Source organism: Massilia rhizosphaerae, from assembly GCF_016093545.1.
Taxonomy (GTDB): Bacteria; Pseudomonadota; Gammaproteobacteria; order Burkholderiales; family Burkholderiaceae_D; genus Telluria; species Telluria rhizosphaerae.
This window is the reverse complement of record NZ_JADKYX010000013.1, coordinates 33,224-50,201: the sequence shown is the minus strand read 5'-3', so window position 1 is coordinate 50,201 and position 16,978 is coordinate 33,224. Positions and strand designations below refer to the sequence as shown.

The following is a 16,978-nucleotide window of genomic DNA, read 5'->3' as shown; positions in this document are numbered from 1 at the left end:
TTTCCGTTCGGCCCCGCTTGATAGCGATAACCGTGACCGGACCGCCACGTCGGCGATTTCAGGGGGCGGCAAGCGGCGCCGATGCAAGCTTGCTATCATCGAACTCTTTTCTCACGAAGGAGATGACGATGACGATTTCTCTGTACGCAGTGTCGGTGCCCGTGTTCCGCCAGATCCTGGGCAGCCTGGCCGCGATCCTGACGAAGGCCGAAGCGCACGTGGACGCGAAAAAGCTCGACCCGAACGCCCTGCTGCAGGCGCGCCTTTTCCCGGACATGTTCCCGCTCGTGCGCCAGGTGCAGCTGGCGACCGATTTCGCCAAGGGCGCGGCGGCGCGCCTGGCGGGCCTTGACGTGCCGCGCTACGAAGACATGGAGACGGATTTCGCCGGCCTGCAGGCACGCCTGGAAAAGACGCTGGCCTTCCTGGACACGGTGGCGCGCGAGGCGGTGGACGCGGGCGGCGACCGCGACGTGACGGTCGGCACGGACGCCAACCAGCGCCAGTTCAAGGGCCAGGTCTATTTACTGCACTACGCCCTGCCCAACTTCTATTTCCATGCCACGACGGCATACGACATCCTGCGCCATAACGGACTCGAAATCGGCAAACGGGACTTCGTCGGCACCTTCTAAAATTCGGGGTCAGAGCACAAATTCGGGCAAATTCGGGGTCAGAGCACTTTTTAATTCGGGCAAATTCGGGGTCAGAGCACTTTTTTGGACAATAGCCAAGATGCAAGCTTTACGCCGCTTGCGCTTGGTCGCGTCATTAACCGGCGCGCACCGGACGCTCAACTCGCCTGAATATGTCTTCTGATCAATAGCCCATTAAAGTGCTCTGACCCCGACTAAATGCTCTGACCCCGAATTTTGGTCAGGTGTTGCGGCGTGGATAGCCTTGCGCGAGGATGCGCTGCCACACCACTTCCTTCTGCTCGGCCGTCATCGACACCCAGTGCGCCACCTCGACGACGGTCCGGCCGCAGCCGCGGCAGACTTCGTCGAACGTCGTGGAGCACACCGCGACGCAAGGCGTGTCCGGTCTCAGCGGTAGGGGCGCCCCCTCCGCGTCAGCGGGCGGGGCCGACATCGAGCTTGTCCCAGCCTTCATGCCCGAGCTGTTCCATGGTGTCGATATTCTTCTCGAAAATCTCGGCCGCATCCGGGATCGCTTCCACGGCGCGGTCGATGCTGTCCTCGCGCAGCAGTTGCAGCGTCGGATAAGGCGCGCGGTTCGTGTAGTTTTCGATGTCGTTCGGGTCCGTGTCCGCGAACTGGTAGTCCGGGTGGAAGCTGGCGATCTGCAAGTCGCCGTCCAGGCTCATGTCTTCGACGGCCGCGTCGGCCACGTCGAGGAATTCGTTGAAATCCAGGAAATCCTGGAGCACGTACGGATGGATCAGCAGGGTCGTGTCGACCTGTTCGGGGTCGGTGTCGGCCAGCAGTTGCAGCTCGTCCATCAAGGTATCGAGCAGCGACTCGGGCGAGCGCGCGTGCGAGACGACGTACCGGACCTGGTCCTTGACCTGCACCGCCTTCGCGAACGGACACAGGTTCAGGCCGATGACGGCGCGGTCGACCCAGCGCCGGGTGGCGGCGACGACGGCGTCATCGTCCACGTTCTCGTTGGCAGTGCTCATGTGATGCTTTCAGAAATTACAAACCGCATGGCGCGGAGACGGCAATTGTACGCGCACTTTGCGTCCTCTCATAGACGGTCCGGCAAGCCGGGCTACCTTGGCAGGCAGGACCGGGCGCAGTGGTATTGCCCGCCGGTCGACGTCACCCACGCAGAAATTTGACAATATCCGCCCGCCGGCGGCGCGGATCCAGGCGCAGAAAAAGCCTGGTACTCCCCCGGGTATATCAAAAAACCCTTGATATGCATCAGTAAAGAATGCGCCGGACCGAACCATACCCCCGCAAAATTTCTCTTAACGCAAGCAGACATTGACAAAAAGAGTAGACAAGATTTTTTGTAACCCCGTCGACATATTTCTTGACTGACCCGGTAACTGGTCCGTACACTTCGCCTTCAATCGTCAGTCCTGCCGTTCCTGGACGCAACACTGGAAAGCTATGAACGAAACGACTCGCTCCACTTACGCCCTGACGATCGCACTCCTGCTGGGACCCGCGATCGCTCACGCCGCCGACAGCGCCCCGAGCCCGATCGCCCAGAGCAGCAACGGCAGCAACGGCAGCAGCGCGGCCGCGATGGCCAAATCGATCATGCCGCAGGCCGCGACGCCGGCCAAGGCCGACGACTACAAGGACCCCGATCTGTGGGGCCGCATCCGCAGCGGCTATGCGATCCCCGACATCGACAATGCGCTCGTCGCCAAGAACATCCAGTGGTATGCCAGCCGCCCGGACTACCTGAGCCGTACCACCGGCCGTGCCTCGCTATACCTGTACCATGTTGTGCAAGAACTGGAAAAGCGCGGCATGCCGACCGAACTGGCCCTGCTGCCCGTCATCGAATCCGCGTTCAACCCGCAAGCGCTGTCGACCGCCAACGCGGCCGGCATCTGGCAGTTCGTGCCGGGCACCGGGCGCGACCTCAACCTGCAGCAGAACATGTTCAAGGACGAGCGCCGCGGCGTGCTCGCTTCCACGGACGCCGCCCTGACCTATCTGCAGAGCCTGTACACGATGTTCGGCGACTGGCAACTGGCCCTGGCCGCTTATAACTGGGGCGCAGGCAATGTGCAGAAGGCGATCCAGAAAAACCGCGCGCTGGGCAAGCCGACCGACTTCGAAAGCCTGGCCGACCTGATGCCGGCGGAAACCCGCAACTACGTGCCGAAGCTGCAGGCCGTCAAGAACATCATCGCCAATCCGGCCCAATACGGCGTCGTGCTGCCGGCGATCGACAACAGCCCGTATTTCGTGGCCGTCGACAAGACGTCCGACATCGACCTGGCCGTGGCCGCCCAGCTGGCCGAGATGTCCATCGACGAATTCAAGGCCCTGAACCCGCAATTCAAGAAGCCCGTGATCACGGGCGAATCGACGAAGATCCTGCTGCCCAAGGAAAACGCCGAGAAGTTCAACCTGAACCTCGCGCAATGGGGTCGCGCGCTGTCGACGTGGACGACGCACAAGATCACGTCGGCCCGCGAAAGCATCGCCTCGCTGGCGGCCAAGTTGGGCACGACGCCGGAAGTGATCCGCCAGGCCAACAACATCCCGCCGCAGATGCGCCTCAAGGCTGGCTCGACCATTCTCGTTCCCAAGACGAGCGCCACGGCCGGCAACGACATCGCCGAGAGCATCGTCGAGAACGCGTCGATGGTGCTGGAGGCCGACCGCGGCGAGTCGCGCCGCAGCGGCCGCAGGCTGACGCGCGCCCAACGCATCAAGGCCAGCGCCGCCCACGCCGTGGCCGAAATCCGGAGCCGCGTGTCGCGCCATGCCCGGCCGGGCGTCAACGCGAACGGCCGCAAGCGCCGCTGATTTCCACGGCCCTCGGCCGGCGCCCGGCGACCGTATCATTTTGACCACGTGACGGGTCAATAGCCCGTCCGTCCGTGCACATCTCGACGCGCGCCGTGCACGCTCTTCAAAAGTACGGTATAGTGTCGGTTGTGCGCTGCAATAAACGCGTCGGCCTTGTCTTTCGCGGCAGTTCACCGACAGCAGTACCGTATCAAAACCGCAGCATCGCAAGCCCAGACATCCACGAAGGATGTCCTTTCATAAAGCCCTCCCGCCCTGCGTGCCGAAACAGGCACCGTCCCGGCGCAAAGCTTTTGTGCCGAAATTTCTTTCGTTTCAGAGTCATTTCGTATCGTTGGCTCGCGTTGCTATTTCGCGTTCCGCTCCGAATAGCGTGACGCTCACTGATCCATACCGAAAGTAAAGTACACATGAGTTTTGAAGCACTAGGCTTACACGCGTCCATCGTCAAAGCAGTTGCCCAGGCCGGCTACGAAAAGCCGACCCCGGTGCAGGAGCAGGCGGTGCCGGCTGCGATCGCCGGCCGCGACCTGCTGGTGTCGTCGCAGACCGGCTCCGGCAAGACGGCGGCTTTCATGCTGCCCGCCCTGAATAAATTCGCCAACATCGAACCGGCTGCGGCCGGCCGTACGCCCGCGCAGGAAGCGCAGGCGGCGCGCGCACGTGGCGAGCGCGTCCGTTTCAAACCGGCCCAGCCGAAGATGCTGGTCCTGACCCCGACCCGCGAACTGGCCCTGCAGGTGACCAACGCCACCGAGCAGTACACCTCGCAGATGCGCCGTATCCGCGCCGTCGCGATCCTGGGCGGCATGCCGTATCCGAAGCAGATGCAGCTGCTGGCCAAGAATCCGGAAATCCTCGTCGCGACCCCGGGCCGCCTGATCGACCACATGGAGTCGGGCAAGATCGACTTCTCGCAGCTCGAGATCCTCGTGCTGGACGAAGCCGACCGCATGCTGGACATGGGTTTCATCGAAGACATCGAGAAGATCGTCGCCGCGACGCCGGACTCGCGCCAGACGATGCTGTTCTCGGCCACGCTGGATGGCGTCGTCGGCAACATGGCGCGCCGCATCACGAAGGACCCGATGGTGATCCAGATCGCCAGCGGCACGAAGCGTCACGAGAACATCACGCAGAAGGTCCACTTCGTCGACGACCTGTCGCACAAGAACCGCCTGCTCGACCACCTGCTGCGTGACGACACGCTGGACCAGGCCGTCGTGTTCACCGCGACCAAGCGCGATGCCGACATGATCGCCGACCGCCTGAACATCGCCGGTTTCGCGGCCGCCGCGCTGCATGGCGACATGCACCAGGGCGCGCGCAACCGCACGCTGGACAGCCTGCGCCGCGGCCAGGTCAAGGTGCTGGTCGCCACCGACGTCGCCGCACGCGGCATCGACGTGCCGAACATCACCCACGTCGTGAACTACGACCTGCCGAAGTTCCCGGAAGACTACGTGCACCGCATCGGCCGCACGGGCCGCGCCGGCCGCAACGGCATCGCGGTCTCGCTCGTGAACCACGCGGAAAGCATGAACGTGCGCCGCATCGAACGCTTCACCAAGCAGACCATCCCGGTCGACGTGGTCGAAGGTTTCGAGCCGAAGCGTGCGGCGGCACCGCGCACGGGCGCGCGTCCGGGCTGGAAGCCGGGCGACGGCCGCGGCGGCAAGCCGGGCCAGCGCAGCTTCCACAAGCCGGCCGGTGAAGGCTACCGCGGCGGCGAGTCCGGCGGCCAGCGCGAGGGCGGCTATCGTGGCGATGCGCCGCGTCGCGAAGGCTTCCGCGCCGACGCACCGCGTCGCGAAGGCGGCTATGAAGGCCAGCGCCGCGAAGGCGGTTATCGCACCGAAGGCGCGCCGCGCCAGGGCGGTTTCGCCGACGGCCAGCGCCGCGAAGGCGGCTTCCGCAGCGAAGGCGCCCCGCGCCGCGAACGCAGCGGCGGCTTCGGCGCGCACCCGCGCTCGGCCGACACGGCCCGCCGCACGTTCGGCGACCGCTGATCGTCCCCAGCCCTGAACAACCCCCGGCGCCGCGAGGCCCGGGGGTTTTGTTTTAAAGGGCGCAGCTGCGGAAGCCCGCGAAGATGTCGTCCCGCTCGGGCGTATAGAAATTGCGGAAGTGCGGCGAACGCAGGCGTGCCGGCGTCGCGAACGATGCGCCGCGCAAGGTCTGGCGCGTGCCGAACCACGGCGCCGAATAATCGCGGTAGCGGTCGGCCTCGAAGCCGGCGAACGGCAGGAAGACCGACGCCGTCCACTCCCACAAGGCGCCCCATGCGAAGCCCGGCCGGTTCGCGTCCGCCGCGTATTCCCACTCGTCTTCCGTCGGCAGGCGGCGGCCGGCCCACGCGCACCAGGCCTGCGCCTCGTACAGGTTCACGTGACGCACGGGTTCCGCGAGGTCCAGCGCCACCGGGCGGCCGAAACGCACCGTGTGCCAGTCCTCGCCTTCGCGCGCCCAGTAGCGCGGGGCCGAACGCTCCTGCGTCATGAGCCAGGCGCGGCCGGCGTCGGTCCAGTAGTGCGCTCGCTCGTAGCCGCCGTCGTGCACGAAGTCGAGGAAGGCGGCCGTGCTGACGAGCGACGCGTCGATGGCGAACGGCGCCACCTTGACGCGCGCGGCATTTTTCTCGTTGTCGAACACGAAGCCGGTCGACTGGTCGCCGCCGCGCACGAAGCTGCCGCCCGCGAACGCGATCTCGCCCGCGCCGCCGGCAACCACCGACTGCGCCCGCGGCGCCAGCGACCCCGTCGGCGCGGGGGCGTCGCGCGACTGCAGCGTCTGCAGGGTATACATGAACGCCTCGCCATGCATGTCCTCGTGCGCCAGCGCCAGGCGATACGGGTACAGCGCCGCGTCGTCGTCGGCCTCGTGCGCGAGGCGGTCGAGGATGCGGTCGAGGACTTCGTGGCAATAGGTCTTGACGGCGCCCGGCGGCGGCAGGTCGAGCGTCCAGCGGGCCGCGTGCGGGACCGTGCCGGAATCGAACCAGTCGTCGCCGCGCGCCAGCAGCGAGTGGCCGCTCGCGGCGCCGGGCCGGCTGTCCAGCGCGCCGCGCAGCACGAACCACTCGGCGAACCAGGCCGTATGACCCAGCTCCCACAACGGCGGATTCACGATGGGCAGGCGCGGCACGCGCGCCGCGTCGTCGTAGCCGGCGATGGCGAGGGCTTCGAACAGCGCGAGCGTATAATGCCGCGCATCCTGCAGCGCGGCGGCCAGTTCCCGGGGTCCCGCGTGGCGGAACGATGCTTGATTGACGGTCATGCATCATTGTACGACCAATTCCGACTCCCGCTCCGACGCCCATTTCGACCCGCATGGCCGCTGCCCACATCCACATCGTCAGCCCCGCATCCGCCCGCGAAAACAACGGCAACTGGCAGACGGCCAGCCGCTGGCGGCGTCACCTCGCGCGCGACTATCGCGTCACGATCGGCCCGGGCTGGCAACCGAATGACGACGTGCCGGACCTGCTGATCGCGCTGCACGCGCGCCGCTCCGCCGCCGCGCTGGCGGCCTTTGCCCACGCCCATCCGGACCGGCCGGCGCTGCTCGTCCTGACCGGCACCGACCTCTACCGCGACATCCACGAAGACGCCGCCGCCCGCGCCTCGCTCGACCGCGCGCGGGCGCTGGTGGTGCTGCAGCCGCGCGGCCTGGACGAACTCCCGGCAGCGGTGCGTTCCAAGGCCCGCGTGATCTACCAATCCGCGCCGCGCCTCGCGCCCGCCCGGCCGCGCCGCAATGCGCCGCTCGACGTCGTCATGATCGGCCACCTGCGCGCCGAAAAGGACCCGCAAACGTTCATGGACGCGGCCAGACTCGTGCGCACGCCCGGCGTGCGCCTGCTGCACATCGGCGCCGCGCTGGACGCGGACCTCGGCCGCCGCGCGCGCGACACCGAGGCCGCCGCCCCGGCCTACCGCTGGCTCGGCGCCCTGCCCCACATGGCGACGCGGCGCCGGCTGCGGCGCTGCCACGCGATGGTCATCGCCTCGCGCATGGAGGGCGGCGCGAACGTGATCATCGAAGCGGTGACGAGCGGCGTGCCCGTGCTGGCGTCGCGCATCCCGGGCAATATCGGCATGCTGGGCGAGGACTATGCCGGCTTCTTTGCGCCCGGCGACGCGCAGGCGCTGGCCAGTCTCATCGAACGGAGCGTGGACGATGCGCGCTTCGTCGACCGCCTGCGCCGCCAGTGCGCGGCCCGCGCCCGCCTCTTCGCGCCGGCGGCCGAACGAGCGCGCCTGCTGGAGTTGGTGGATAATCTTCTTTCCGACGAACGCAAACACCATTGAGCACCGTATGAACACATCCGCCGACCAACCCATCAAACTGACCTCGTTCTCCCACGGCGGCGGCTGCGGCTGCAAGATCGCGCCCGGCGTGCTGTCCGAGATCCTGAAAAAATCGAGCGGCTTTCCCGTGCCGAAAGAGCTCATGGTCGGCATCGAGACCGCGGACGACGCCGCCGTCTACAAGCTGAACGACGAGCAGGCGCTGATCGCGACGACCGACTTCTTCATGCCGATCGTCGACGATCCGTTCGACTTCGGCCGCATCGCCGCCACCAACGCGATCTCGGACGTGTACGCGATGGGCGGCACGCCGATCATGGCGCTGGCCCTCGTCGGCATGCCGATCAACAAGCTGCCGCTGGAGACCATCGGCAAGATCATCCAGGGCGGCGAATCCATCTGCGCGGAAGCGGGCATCCCGATCGCGGGCGGCCACACGATCGATTCGGTGGAGCCCATCTACGGCCTCGTCGTCATGGGCCTCGTGCATCCGTCCAAGGTCAAGCGCAATGCCGACGCGCGCGCGGGCGACGTGCTCGTCCTCGGCAAGCCGCTGGGCGTGGGCGTGCTGTCGGCCGCGCTCAAGAAAGACCAGCTGGATGCGGACGGCTATGCGGCGATGGTCGCGAACACGACGAAGCTGAACAAGCCGGGCAAGGCGCTGTCGGAACTGGCCGGCGTGCACGCGCTGACGGACGTCACGGGCTTCGGCCTGTTGGGCCATCTGCTCGAACTGGCACGCGGCGCGCAGCTGACGGCGCAGCTCGACATGGCGCGGATCCCGCTGCTGCCGGGTGTCGAGGCGCTGGCCCACGCCGGCTACTTCACGGGCGCGTCCGGCCGCAACTGGGATGCGTACGGCCACGACGTGGTGCTCGGCGACGCCATCACGGACACACAGCGCGTGCTGCTGACGGACCCGCAGACGTCCGGCGGCCTGCTCGTGTCGTGCGATCCGGGCAGCGTCGACGAGGTGCTGGCGCTGTTCCGCCGCGAAGGCTTCGGCGACGCGGCCGTCATCGGTTCGATGGAAGCCGGTGCGCCGCGCGTCGTCGTCGGCTGAACGGTGAACTAGACGGTGAACAGGCCGCCGTCGCGGTCCGGATGCGTGGCGTCCGGATCGATGTCCAGCACGATCCCGTCCGCGCCGACGATGCGCGCGGGCAGCAGCTGGATGATGTCGTAGCGCTGCTGTTCCGCGTACTGGCGCGAGCCGGCGAACGCGGTCGATTGCGACAGCCACGACAGGCTCGCCGCGCCGCTTTCAATCAGCGTGCCGCAGCACAGGCCCGAGCCGTACACGCCCACCCGGTACGACGGCTGGCCTTCCGCCGCCACGTACAGCGCGGCGTGCACGCCCGTGAAGTAATTGCCGACCGCACCATCGAGATCGGCCTGCGTGGGATCGTAGTCGACGGCGAAATAGATGACGGAGCCGAACGGCTGGCCAATGACGTCGCGCGCCATCCGGAACGCCGCCGCGCCGTCCGCAAGGCCCTGGGCGCGGGTGAAGAAGCCGGCGCGGGTGCCGCTCGTCTCCCACACGGCGCCGATGGCGAGTCCCGCCTGCGACAGCGCCCGCGCCTCGCCCAGCGACAGGTTCTTGGCCGCGTTGTGGCTGTAGTAGCGTAGCGCGAAATCGTAGCCCTGCGCCTTGAGCGCCTCGGCGTGGCGCGTCAATTCGATCGTCGTATCCAGACCTTTCAGTACGGGCATGGCCGCCTCCGTCGCGCAATGAAGCGCGTACTGTGCCATCTCGCTGCACCGGGAAAATTGATTATTCGCAAAAACCGCTTGTCGAAAAGCGGGCCCGACCGTGGTAACCAAACGACAACACACGAAACGCTTGACACACCGAACAAAATTCACTTAGAGTGGAGAAATGTTCTCCCCTCTGCCTCTGTCGACTTCCCTATCGCTTGCCGGCGCGCTAACGCTGGCAGCCCTGCTACTACGCGCGTAAATCGCCGCTGTCCCGCCCGGCCATTGCCGGATTCGTAGCCCAAGGAAAGTTGTACCGATGTTTGCCACTACCTCATCCACGTTGTCCATTATTTTCGCCGGAGCCTTCCTGCTGTCTGCCGGCGCGCGTGTGGGTTTTCGTTCGCTGCCAACACTACCGATCGGTTGCCGGGCCTAGCGTCCAGTGGCCCGTCCGGCAGCCCCCGCCACAACGATCGAAACGACACATTCACCAGCATTTAGAACTCAGGAGCTAGCGCCATGTTGACCAATCCCGCCGCCAAATACCGCCCCTTCCCCGCCGTCCCGTTGGCCGATCGCCAGTGGCCGAACCGCATCATCGACAAGCCGCCGGTCTGGATGAGCACCGACTTGCGCGACGGCAACCAGGCGCTGATCGAGCCGATGAGCCCGGAAAAGAAACTGCGCTTCTTCGAAAAGCTCGTGCAGATCGGCGTGAAGGAAATCGAGGTGGGCTTCCCGTCGGCGTCGCAGACGGACTTCGACTTCGTGCGCATGCTGGTCGAGGAAAAGCGCATTCCGGACGACGTCACCATCATCGTCCTGACGCAGGCGCGCGATGAGCTGATCCGCCGCACCGTCGCATCTTGCGTGGGCGCCAAGCAGGCCATCGTCCACGTCTACAACTCCGTCGCCCCCGTGTTCCGCCGCGTCGTGTTCGGCATGAACCAGGACGAGATCCTGCAGATCGCCGTCAACGGCACGAAGCTGATCAAGGAACTGGTGGCCCAGCATCCCGAAACGAAATGGGGCCTCGAGTATTCGCCGGAGTCGTTCTCGACGACGGAACTGGATTTTTCCAAGCGCATCGTCGACGCCGTCGTCGACGTGTGGCAGCCGAGCGCCGACAACAAAGTGATCGTCAACCTGCCGTCGACCGTGGAAGCGGCCACGCCGAACGTGTACGCCGACCAGATCGAATGGATGTGCCGCAACCTGAAGCAGCGCGAACATCTCGTCATCAGCGTGCACCCGCACAATGACCGCGGCACGGCCGTCGCCGCCGCCGAGCTGGCCGTGATGGCCGGCGCCGACCGCGTCGAAGGCTGCCTGTTCGGCAACGGCGAACGCACCGGCAACGTCGACCTGGTCACGCTGGCGCTGAACCTCTACACGCAGGGCGTGCACCCGGGCCTGGACTTCTCGGACATCGACAGCGTCCGCCAGCTGGTCGAGGAATGCAACCAGCTCCCCGTGCACCCGCGCCACCCGTACGTCGGCGACCTCGTGTTCACCGCGTTCTCCGGCTCGCACCAGGACGCGATCAAGAAGGGCTTCGCCAAGCAGCAGGCGGACGCGATCTGGGAAGTGCCGTACCTGCCGATCGACCCGGCCGACCTGGGCCGCAGCTACGACGCCGTGATCCGCGTGAACAGCCAGTCCGGCAAGGGCGGCATGGCCTACCTGCTCGAGCAGGAATACGGCCTCGAACTGCCGCGCCGCCTGCAGATCGAGTTCTCGCGCGTCGTGCAGAAGCACGCCGACGCCACCGGCCGCGAAGTGGCGGCGAGCGACATCCACGCCCTGTTCTCGCGCGAATACTTCGAGCAGGGTGACGCGGCCTACCGCTACGTCTCGCACCGCCTCGTCGAGAACAGCGAAGGCGCGGAGCGCGTGCAGATCGACACGACCGTGCAGCACAACCGCGTGACGGAAGCGCGCCACGGCGGCGGCAACGGCCCGATCGACGCCTTCGTCAACGCGCTCGGCCTGGACATCCGCCTGATGGACTACCACGAGCACTCGATCGGTTCGGGCGCCGATGCGCGCGCCGCCTGCTACGTCGAGCTGCGCCTCGCGAACGGCCCGACCTTGTTCGGCGCCGCCGTCGACAGCAATATCGTGACCGCGTCGTTCAAGGCCGTGCTGTCCGCCGTGAACCGCCAGCTGGCCCTCTCCGCGGAACAGGCGCAGCAGCGCGCGGCCTGATCGTCACACGTTACGCGCCGACGGCGCGGCGGGCCCCTGCGGGCCGGCCGCGCCGTCGTTCTTTTCACGGCGCCGTATGCAACGGCCGCGGTTCGGCGCCGTGCCCCTTCTGCCCCACGCGCTCGTATTCCGCGATCACCTGGGCGCCGAACAACAGCAGGCTGGCCGCGATCTCGAGGCTGAACATGACGACGATCGCGGTGCTCATCGAGCCATACACGACGTTCACCTTGGACAGCGTGGTGAAATACCACACGAGCACGTGCCGCGCGATTTCCCACAGCAGCGCCGCCGTCACGCCGCCCACGAGCGCATGCGACAGCGACAGCCGCCCGACCGGCATCACGAGATAGATCGACGTCAGCACGAGGATCTCGCCCGCGAGCCCGAGCAGGTACAGCAGGGCCCCCGACACCCCGTTCAGCGACCACGTGTGGCCGAACAATTCGACGCTCTCGGAGCCGATCACCTGCAAGGTCCCGGCGACGAGCGTCACGATCATCACGCCGAAGCCCAGCGCGATGATGTAGCAGTACGGGAGCACGGCCGACACGAGGAAGTGGCGGCGCCGCACGGCCACGCGGTGCACGAAGATCACGCTCATCGCGTTTTCCAGCACCGTGAACGCGAGTGAGCTGAAGAACAGCATCGTGAAGCCGAGCACCCAGGTGATCAGGTCGCGGTTGTCCAGGAAGTGCGCGACCTCCTCCACCATCGGGCCGGACTGGCCCGGCACGATCAGCTCCAGGTAGCGGCGCAGGGTGAGCAGCAGGTCGACCTGGTCGATGAAGTGCGACAGCACGACGACGACCAGCATCAGGAACGGCACGATCGACAGCAGCGCGTAATACGCCACGGCGCCCGCCAGCAGCAGGCCCTGGTTGGCGCGGAACGCGCGCACGCATTGCAGGACGAAATCGAGCGGATGCGCGAGGATCCACGCGTTCGCGCGCCGGTTCAGCACGCGCAGGCGCAGGCCGCGCGCCGGCTTCATCGCGCCAGCCTGATGCCGGTGAACTGCCAGCGCGCGCCCGCCGGGAAGAAGTTGCGGTACGTGGTCCGCGCATGGCCGTGCGGCGTGGCGCACGACGAGCCGCGCAGCACGTACTGGTTGACCATGAACTTGCCGTTGTATTCGCCGATCGCGCCCGCCGCCGGGACGAAGCCCGGATACGGCGCATAGCTGCTCGCGGTCCACTGCCAGCATTCGCCGAACATCTGCGCGAGGCCCGGGCTGCCGGCCGCGCGCGGGTGCAGGTCGCCGCACGTCAGGGCCGCGTCGCGCGCCGCGAATTCCCACTCGGCCTCCGTCGGCAGCCGCGCGCCGCGCCAGCGCGCGTACGCGTCGGCCTCGTACAGCGAGACGTGCGTGACGGGCCGCGCCGGGTCCAGCGCCTGCAGGCCGTGCAGCGTGAATTCGCGCCGGCGTCCGTCGTCGTCGACCCAGTACAGCGGCGCGGCGATCATGCCGTTGGCGACCAGGTCCCAGCCGTCGGACAGCCACAGCGCCGGATCGCGGTAGCCGCCCGCCTCGACGAATTCGAGGTATTCGCCGTTCGTCACGAGGCGCGACGCGAGCGCGAACGGATTCAGGTACTGGTGGTGGCGCGGGCTTTCGTTGTCGAAGGCGAAGCCCGTGCCGTCGTGGCCGATCTCGGCGAGGCCGCCGTCGAAGTCGATCCACGCGAGCGGCTCGACGGGGCCGGATGCGGGCAATGGCGAATCGATATAGGCCGGATACAGCGGATTCCTCGACAGCAGGTGCTTGACGTCCGTGAGGATCAGTTCCTGGTGCTGCTGCTCGTGCTGCAGGCCCAGCTCCACCAGCGCTGCCAGTTCGCCGTCGCCCGGCGCCGTGGCGAGCAGGCGCAGCACGCGGGCGTCGACGGCGGTGCGGTAGGCCAGCACCTCGGCCAGCGCGGGGCGCGTCAACAGGCCCCGCTGCGCGCGCGGATGCTTCGCGCCGACGCCGTTGTAGTACGAGTTGAACAGCACGCGGAAGGCGGGATCGTGGGGCCGGAAGCCCGGCTCGCGCGATTCCAGGATGAAGGTCTCGAAGAACCACGTCGTGTGCGCGAGATGCCATTTGACGGGACTCGCGTCGGGCATCGACTGCGCCGCGCAATCCTCCGGCGTCAGCGGTTCGGCCAGGTGCAGCGAACGTTGCCGCACGTGTTCGAACGCGGTGGACAGGTGGTGTTCGGAAGCGCCCATGGCCACTCCTTCAGTGCGACAGTGCGCGCGCATAGATCACGGCGAACCACTGCCTGGGATCCGTCCACACGCGCGTGGACGCGAAGCCGGCCTGGCCGAGCAGGCCGACGGCGTCGCTCTGGCGGTATTTATAGCTGTTCTCGGTGTGGATCCATTCGCCGGCCGCGAACCGGCGGCTGCCGCCGCGCCACGTCACCTGCTGCGCCGCCTGCGCTTCCAGGTGCATCTCGACGCGGCCCTCGGCCGGGTTGTAGAAGCCGCGGTGGCGCCACTTGCGGATGTCGAAGTCGGCGTCCAGCAGGCGGTTCACGTGGCGCAGCACGTTGAGGTTGAACGCGGCCGTCACGCCGAGCGCGTCGTCGTAGGCGGCGTCCAGCACGGCGTGGTCCTTGGCGAGGTCGATGCCGATCAACAGGCCGCCGTCGCGCCCGCACTGCGCGTGCACGCGCTGCAGGAAATCGAGCGCTTCATGAGGCGCGAAATTGCCGATCGACGAACCGGGATAGAAGAACAGCTGGCGTTCCGCGCGCACGCGGTCGGGCAGGTCGAGGCGCGCCGAGAAATCGAGCCCCAGCGGCAGCATGTCGATGTGGCGGAAGCGCTGGCGCAGGCGTTCGACGGCGTCGTGCAGGAACTCGGCCGAGATGTCGACGGGGACGTACTGGCGCGGCTGCAGCAGCGGAAACAGGCGCGCCGCCTTGGCGCAATTGCCGGCGCCCAGGTCGATCAGCGTGGCGCCGGTGCCGACCGTGCGCGCGATCTCGGCGCCGTGCAGGTCGAAGATGGCGGCTTCCGTCCGCGTGGGATAGTACTCGGGCAATTCGCAGATCGCCTCGAACAGCTTGGAACCGAGCGGGTCGTACAGGAATTTGGGGGAGATGCAGGCCTGGCGCATGCGCAGGCTGGCGTCCAGTTCGGCGGGTACGTGCAATCCATCGTTTACTGCGGGCACTGCGGGCGACGTGGCATTCAGCATCGGATGTCCTCGGTGGTGCGGCCGCACCGCGCGGCCGGCGAAATGTTGCCGTTCCGGCCATGATACGCGATTCCAGGATTCCGCACGCGCGACCATCTCACCAGTGCCGCACCCGCCACCTGTTGCCCAAATTCGGGGTCAGAGCATTTTTTTCGCCTGATTCGGGGTCAGAGCATATTTTTTCAGCCACTGAAAAATTGCCTGTACGCAGCCTGCCGGGCGTCGCCGATCGACCATCCGCCTCTGGCGCCAGAGAGCTGACTGGACCAGGCGCAATGTCGCCGAAATGTGCTCTGACCCCGAATTTTCAAAAAATTGTGCTCTGACCCCGAATTTGGGGTGCGTGCTAGAGTAGCGGTTTTGTCAATCGGCGTGCCATGCTCGAACTCGTCAACCTCAGCAAGTCCTATGGCGGCCGCACCGTGCTGGCCGCGCTCTCGCATCGCTTCGAGCAGGGGGAGTTCGTCGCGGTCATGGGCGAATCGGGAGTCGGCAAGTCGACCTTGCTGAACCTGGTCGCCGGGCTCGACGCGCCGGACGGCGGCGAGGTCAGGGTCGACGGTACGCCCATGTCGGCGCTCGACGACGATGCCGCCACGCGGCTGCGGCGCACGCGCATGGGGTTCATTTTCCAGGCCTTCCACGTGTTGCCGCACCTGACGTTGGCCCAGAACGTGGCGCTGCCGTTGCTGCTGAACGGCCGCCCCGACCCGGCCCGCGCCGCGCAGATGCTGGACGCCGTCGGCCTGGACGGCCGCGGCGCCGACTTCCCGCGCCAGTTGTCGGGCGGCGAATTGCAGCGGGTGGCCATCGCGCGCGCCCTCGTGCACCGCCCCGCCCTGCTGCTGGCGGACGAGCCGACCGGCAACCTCGACCCCGACACGGCCGACGGCATCCTGCGCCTGCTGCGCGCGGAGATCAAGGCGAGCGGCGCCGGGGCCATCATGGTCACGCACTCCCACGCTGCGGCCGCCATGGCCGACCGCACCCTCGTATTGACGCGCTCCGGTCTGAAATTAACGTAATTTCCTGGAGGGAAGACGCCCGTTATAGTGTTTTAGTCATGAACAGTGCGTCGGATTTGTCAACTCCGTAGTAGCATTCCAACAAACCCACCAGGCATAAGTCAGCAATACGAATACGGTCGGGCAGGATTCCGTGCGGTCGAGACGTCGACCGAGCGGGTCTGCAACTCTCCAAAACAATCGATCTGTCTTGAATATCCACCCCTCAGGAGGAATTCATGAGCGTACGGCAGAAAAAACAAGAGTTGCTCGAGGCGATGCATCGCGCCCGGGCCATGGAGCCGTCGAGTTTTGTCCCGAACAAATTGCTCGACACATTGATCCAGCGGATGCAGCTGAAGAACGACGCGGAACTGTGCCGCGTCCTGGAGGTACAGCCGCCCATCATCAGCAAGATCCGGCACCGCAAGCTGAACGTCGGCGCCACGATCCTGCTGCGGATGCATGAAAAATCGAATATCCCGATCCGCGAACTCAAGGAATTGACGGCGGAAGCGCGCACGCAGCCCCCGTCGCCGACCCATCATTGAACCGGCGCCGGCCTCACTCGCCCGGCGGGCGGCCGGTCTTGAGCTGGGGCAGGCTGCCCAGCACGGCGCGCAGCGACGCCATGTCGAGCTGGCCGAGCAGCGCCACGCCGATGCGCAGCAGCTCGCTCTTCTTGACTTCGAAGCCGGCCTTGAGGCAGGCCTGCTTGACGGCGCCGAGCACCGCGTATTCCTGCTCGGGCATCGTGAAGCTGTCGCGCACGAGGCGCGGGCGCGCGGACGGCGCCGCGGGTGCGAGTGTGGGTGCGGGCTTCGCGCGTGCGGATTTCGCGGGTGCGGCGATGGCGCGGGCCGCGTCCCGGGCCACCTTGGCCGGCGTGGCCGCCTTCGTACGCACCGCCTGCGCCGGCGCGGCCGCCTTCTTCGCCGCGGCCGCTTTCGCGGGCGCCTTTGCCGATGCGGCCTTCTTCGCCGCCGGTTTCACGGTCACCTTCGCAGCCACCTTCGCGGCCACCTTCGCAGCCGTTTTCGCGACCGCCCTGGTCGCCGTCGTCCTCGCCATCGGGACCTCCTTCTTCAAACAAGCCAA

The 16,978-nt window shown here is 66.7% G+C and carries 16 protein-coding genes; 8 read left to right on the top strand and 8 right to left on the bottom strand.

Features of this window, described 5'->3' with window-relative positions:
• Positions 1–128: 128 nt before the first annotated feature.
• On the top strand, positions 129–635 hold the full coding sequence (locus tag ISF28_RS18780) for a DUF1993 domain-containing protein (RefSeq protein WP_198118705.1): 507 nt from the start codon (positions 129–131) through the stop codon (positions 633–635).
• A gap of 241 nt (positions 636–876) precedes the next feature.
• Here the strand turns inward: ISF28_RS18780 and ISF28_RS18775 are convergent, their stop codons facing one another.
• Together ISF28_RS18775 and ISF28_RS18770 are read right to left on the bottom strand one after the other, a co-directional pair.
• Positions 877–1,092 carry a DUF1289 domain-containing protein gene (locus tag ISF28_RS18775; protein ID WP_198118704.1) on the bottom strand — a complete coding sequence of 72 codons (216 nt, stop codon included), beginning with the start codon at positions 1,090–1,092 and terminating at the stop codon, positions 877–879.
• Entirely contained in the window at positions 1,073–1,642 is a 570-nt protein-coding gene (locus ISF28_RS18770; protein WP_198118703.1) for a DUF1415 domain-containing protein, read from the bottom strand. The genes ISF28_RS18775 and ISF28_RS18770 overlap by 20 nt, the downstream gene beginning before the upstream one ends.
• 439 nt (positions 1,643–2,081) lie before the next feature.
• Here ISF28_RS18770 and ISF28_RS18765 point away from each other — a divergent pair, with 439 nt between their 5' ends.
• Both ISF28_RS18765 and ISF28_RS18760 read left to right on the top strand, forming a co-directional pair.
• The gene (locus ISF28_RS18765; protein ID WP_198118702.1) at positions 2,082–3,461 is read left to right on the top strand and encodes a transglycosylase SLT domain-containing protein; all 1,380 of its coding nucleotides are present in this window, start codon (positions 2,082–2,084) and stop codon (positions 3,459–3,461) included.
• 413 nt (positions 3,462–3,874) lie between these two features.
• Positions 3,875–5,473: a DEAD/DEAH box helicase gene (locus ISF28_RS18760; RefSeq protein ID WP_198118701.1), complete on the top strand. Its 1,599-nt coding sequence runs from the start codon at positions 3,875–3,877 to the stop codon at positions 5,471–5,473.
• Positions 5,474–5,525: 52 nt separating this feature from the next.
• Here ISF28_RS18760 and senA read toward each other — a convergent pair whose 3' ends face one another.
• Complete coding sequence (senA, locus tag ISF28_RS18755; protein WP_198118700.1) at positions 5,526–6,740, bottom strand: selenoneine synthase SenA; 1,215 nt, start codon at positions 6,738–6,740, stop codon at positions 5,526–5,528.
• 53 nt (positions 6,741–6,793) lie between these two features.
• On the opposite strand from senA, the gene senB reads away from it, so the two are divergent.
• A complete protein-coding gene (gene senB, locus ISF28_RS18750; protein ID WP_198118699.1) occupies positions 6,794–7,774 on the top strand; it encodes a selenoneine biosynthesis selenosugar synthase SenB in 981 nt (326 codons plus the stop codon).
• Positions 7,775–7,781: 7 nt separating this feature from the next.
• On the top strand, positions 7,782–8,837 hold the full coding sequence (gene selD / locus ISF28_RS18745) for a selenide, water dikinase SelD (protein WP_198118698.1): 1,056 nt from the start codon (positions 7,782–7,784) through the stop codon (positions 8,835–8,837).
• A gap of 8 nt (positions 8,838–8,845) precedes the next feature.
• Here selD and ISF28_RS18740 read toward each other — a convergent pair whose 3' ends face one another.
• The gene (locus tag ISF28_RS18740; RefSeq protein WP_198118697.1) at positions 8,846–9,490 is read right to left on the bottom strand and encodes a DUF1906 domain-containing protein; all 645 of its coding nucleotides are present in this window, start codon (positions 9,488–9,490) and stop codon (positions 8,846–8,848) included.
• A gap of 507 nt (positions 9,491–9,997) precedes the next feature.
• Between ISF28_RS18740 and leuA the strand changes: the two genes are divergently transcribed.
• Complete coding sequence (gene leuA, locus ISF28_RS18735) at positions 9,998–11,686, top strand: 2-isopropylmalate synthase (RefSeq protein WP_198118696.1); 1,689 nt, start codon at positions 9,998–10,000, stop codon at positions 11,684–11,686.
• Positions 11,687–11,750: 64 nt separating this feature from the next.
• Here the strand turns inward: leuA and ISF28_RS18730 are convergent, their stop codons facing one another.
• The 3 genes from ISF28_RS18730 to egtD are packed head-to-tail and all read right to left on the bottom strand — an operon-like array spanning position 11,751 to position 14,876.
• A complete protein-coding gene (locus ISF28_RS18730; RefSeq protein ID WP_198118695.1) occupies positions 11,751–12,680 on the bottom strand; it encodes a YihY/virulence factor BrkB family protein in 930 nt (309 codons plus the stop codon).
• Positions 12,677–13,900 carry an ergothioneine biosynthesis protein EgtB gene (gene egtB / locus ISF28_RS18725; RefSeq protein WP_198118694.1) on the bottom strand — a complete coding sequence of 408 codons (1,224 nt, stop codon included), beginning with the start codon at positions 13,898–13,900 and terminating at the stop codon, positions 12,677–12,679. The genes ISF28_RS18730 and egtB overlap by 4 nt, the downstream gene beginning before the upstream one ends.
• A gap of 10 nt (positions 13,901–13,910) precedes the next feature.
• A complete protein-coding gene (gene egtD / locus ISF28_RS18720; protein ID WP_198118693.1) occupies positions 13,911–14,876 on the bottom strand; it encodes an L-histidine N(alpha)-methyltransferase in 966 nt (321 codons plus the stop codon).
• 377 nt (positions 14,877–15,253) lie between these two features.
• On the opposite strand from egtD, the gene ISF28_RS18715 reads away from it, so the two are divergent.
• Positions 15,254–15,901: an ABC transporter ATP-binding protein gene (locus tag ISF28_RS18715; protein ID WP_198118692.1), complete on the top strand. Its 648-nt coding sequence runs from the start codon at positions 15,254–15,256 to the stop codon at positions 15,899–15,901.
• Between the two features lie 218 nt (positions 15,902–16,119).
• Positions 16,120–16,431 (top strand): hypothetical protein, encoded by a 312-nt coding sequence (locus tag ISF28_RS18710; protein WP_198118691.1) that lies wholly within the window; start codon positions 16,120–16,122, stop codon positions 16,429–16,431.
• Between the two features lie 13 nt (positions 16,432–16,444).
• On the opposite strand, the gene ISF28_RS18705 is transcribed toward ISF28_RS18710, so the two are convergent.
• Positions 16,445–16,951 (bottom strand): hypothetical protein, encoded by a 507-nt coding sequence (locus ISF28_RS18705; RefSeq protein ID WP_198118690.1) that lies wholly within the window; start codon positions 16,949–16,951, stop codon positions 16,445–16,447.
• Positions 16,952–16,978: the final 27 nt, after the last annotated feature.